Origin of the sequence: Paenochrobactrum gallinarii (assembly GCF_014205685.1) — a bacterium.
In the GTDB taxonomy this organism is placed as follows: Bacteria; Pseudomonadota; Alphaproteobacteria; order Rhizobiales; family Rhizobiaceae; genus Paenochrobactrum; species Paenochrobactrum gallinarii.
Map to the genome: position 1 here is coordinate 1 of NZ_JACIIU010000069.1, position 2,244 is coordinate 2,244.

A 2,244-nucleotide genomic window follows, 5' to 3' on the forward strand; every position below is an offset into this window, starting at 1 on the left:
AGACATTCAACACTCGGCTGGAAATCGCCGGTGGCATTTGAGAAAAAAGCCGCTTAAAATGAGAGATAGACCGGAACACAACCGGTGCAAGACCATTTCCACCGTGCAGCGCGATCGGCCCGAGCGACAGTGGATGACGGCATATCGATCATTGGGTCTCGATCGGGAGATCGTCACCGACAGACCAGTCTTCTGTCACTCTCCGCGCCACGTCTTCCTGATCGCAGATCAGCACAAGCCTGTTGTGATGATCTGAATACTGCACGAGGACGTTGACCCCGGCCTCAGCGAGCGCGCGCGAGATCGCGCCAAGCTGGCCGGGCGTGCCCTGTTTCAGCTTGCGGATAAGCGGCTTTCGTATTGCGATTACGGAAATCCCGGCCTCTACCGCAGCGCGAGCTGCTGCTTCGCCATCCAGGAACAGGAAATGCGCGATGCATCGGTCACCATTGCTGAATACGCCGCCACCTTCAAAGGGCACTCCAGCACGTCCCATAGCCTCGCCGAGCTCGGCCAGAGTGCCGGGCCGGTTCATCAAATGAAATTCCAAATCAAACATGATCGGTGTCCCCCTTATGGACGTTGCGGCTGTCGGTCGGAGCTTCGTCTCTCGCACGCATTCCATAGTCCCGCGCGACTTCTGCAATGCGCAGGCGGTAGTCGGCAAAGACATGGTCGCGGCCAGCTGCCTGTACACGGCGATGCTCAGGAAGGTTGCGCCATGCTGCGACAGCCGCTTCATCACGCCAAAAGGACAGCGACAGGACCTTACCGGGTGTCGTCAGGCTCTGGAATCTCTCGATGGAGATAAAGCCGTCGAGGTCTGCAAGCAGGGGGCGCAGTTCAGCCGCCAAATCAAGATATTCCGCCTGCGCTTCACCAGGAACCCAAGCTTCGAAAATGACGGCGATCATGCGCGATCTCCATGCGGGGCTGAGGCAAGCTTGACGAAAAGACGGCTTTCACGCCGGATAAAGCCCTCGCGTTTGGCGAATTCGTAGTTCTCGCGCCCCAGCGGATCCGCTGCCAGTCGAGAGCGATAAGCTTCATAATCGGCCAGTGATGGAAGGGAGTAGATGCCGTAGGCGGTTGAGGTCGATCCCTCATGCGGGGCGAAATAGCCTATTAGGTCGGCCCCGCAGCGTGGGCTGCATGCACCCCAATTGCGGGCATATTGTGCGAACAATTCTTGCCGGTTTGGGTCAATATCATAGGTGATGACACATGTAATCATAGGTTTGGCCTTTCTTGCTGACCCCCTTCTAGCAATTGCAACATAGCCATGGTTCGATTATGGTCGAACTATGAAAGAAGGACCTGAGATTGCCCGAGTAGCCGCCCTTGTCGCCGATCCCGCTCGCAGCGCGATGCTGATAGCGCTGATGGACGGGCGTGCTCTGACCGCAACCGAACTTGCTGGACGAGGCGGGATCACCAAGCAGACCGCCAGCAGCCACCTCGCCAAGTTGGTAGATGGCGAAGTGTTGGTCGTCGAGGCGCAGGGACGCCACCGATACTTTCGTCTGGCTGGCCCCCATGTCGCGGCTCTGCTTGAGGCGTTAATGGTCTTTTCCAGCGATGCCGCGCCACCTGTGCGTACGGGTCCGCGTGATCCCGCGTTGCGCAAGTCCCGTATCTGTTATGATCATCTAGCGGGTGAAATGGGCGTCAAACTCTTCGAGCGAATGCAAGAAGATCAATGGCTGGCAGATGATCTGACCGTGACGGATCGAGGCCGCGACAAGCTTTCTGAGATCGGGCTCGATTTGGAGGATTTACCGCTCAGCAACCGTCCACTCTGCCGTGGCTGCCTCGATTGGAGCCAGCGGCGCCAACACCTGGCCGGGCGTATGGGGAAGGCAATATTGGATTGCCTGCTCGTGTTGTCTTGGGCGCGGCGCATACCAGATTCACGCATCATCAGCTTCAGCCCAGAGGGCGAGCGGCGTTTCAACGGATGGCTTGGCTGAGCGACAGCCTCCTCTGTAAAGCGATCATCCATAGCAGATGAGCTATAGAAGCCTCTTGCTCCAATGATGCCACATAACGCTGATAATCAGTGCCAAACAGCGATCAAAGTCACAACACAAAAAGAGACTGTTTATTATTTTGTGTAAGTTGCCGCTTCTTTTACAAGTGATCTTTCAAACGATGATCAAAATGTATCGTAAACCAATTCATGGCTAAACGCCAATTTTGAATGGGCATTGTCCATTTTTTAGCAGCATTCGCAGCAGCTAAAAA

The 2,244-nt window shown here is 55.9% G+C and carries 4 protein-coding genes; 1 reads left to right on the plus strand and 3 read right to left on the minus strand.

The genetic code is table 11. From position 1 onward, the window contains the following. Positions 1-148 precede the first annotated feature (148 nt). Genes FHS77_RS15925 through FHS77_RS15935 form a run of 3 tightly spaced genes read right to left on the minus strand, consistent with a single transcriptional unit; the run spans position 149 to position 1,234 of the window. Entirely contained in the window at positions 149-559 is a 411-nt protein-coding gene (locus FHS77_RS15925; RefSeq protein WP_184224893.1) for an amino acid-binding ACT domain-containing protein, read from the minus strand. Continuing rightward, positions 552-914 (minus strand): antibiotic biosynthesis monooxygenase family protein, encoded by a 363-nt coding sequence (locus FHS77_RS15930; protein ID WP_184224894.1) that lies wholly within the window; start codon positions 912-914, stop codon positions 552-554. The genes FHS77_RS15925 and FHS77_RS15930 overlap by 8 nt, the downstream gene beginning before the upstream one ends. Further along, the gene (locus FHS77_RS15935) at positions 911-1,234 is read right to left on the minus strand and encodes an NIPSNAP family protein (RefSeq protein WP_184224895.1); all 324 of its coding nucleotides are present in this window, start codon (positions 1,232-1,234) and stop codon (positions 911-913) included. The genes FHS77_RS15930 and FHS77_RS15935 overlap by 4 nt, the downstream gene beginning before the upstream one ends. A 70-nt stretch (positions 1,235-1,304) precedes the next feature. Here FHS77_RS15935 and FHS77_RS15940 point away from each other — a divergent pair, with 70 nt between their 5' ends. Continuing rightward, positions 1,305-1,970 carry an ArsR/SmtB family transcription factor gene (locus FHS77_RS15940; protein ID WP_184224896.1) on the plus strand — a complete coding sequence of 222 codons (666 nt, stop codon included), beginning with the start codon at positions 1,305-1,307 and terminating at the stop codon, positions 1,968-1,970. The last annotated feature ends 274 nt before the right edge of the window (positions 1,971-2,244 follow it).

Excerpts from the sequence above, each read along its gene's own strand:
- FHS77_RS15925 (WP_184224893.1), bottom strand. The coding sequence starts at position 559 with ATGTTTGATTTGGAATTTCATTTGATGAACCGGCCCGGCACTCTGGCC.
- FHS77_RS15930 (WP_184224894.1), bottom strand. The coding sequence starts at position 914 with ATGATCGCCGTCATTTTCGAAGCTTGGGTTCCTGGTGAAGCGCAGGCG.
- FHS77_RS15935 (WP_184224895.1), bottom strand. The coding sequence starts at position 1,234 with ATGATTACATGTGTCATCACCTATGATATTGACCCAAACCGGCAAGAA.
- FHS77_RS15940 (WP_184224896.1), top strand. The coding sequence starts at position 1,305 with ATGAAAGAAGGACCTGAGATTGCCCGAGTAGCCGCCCTTGTCGCCGAT.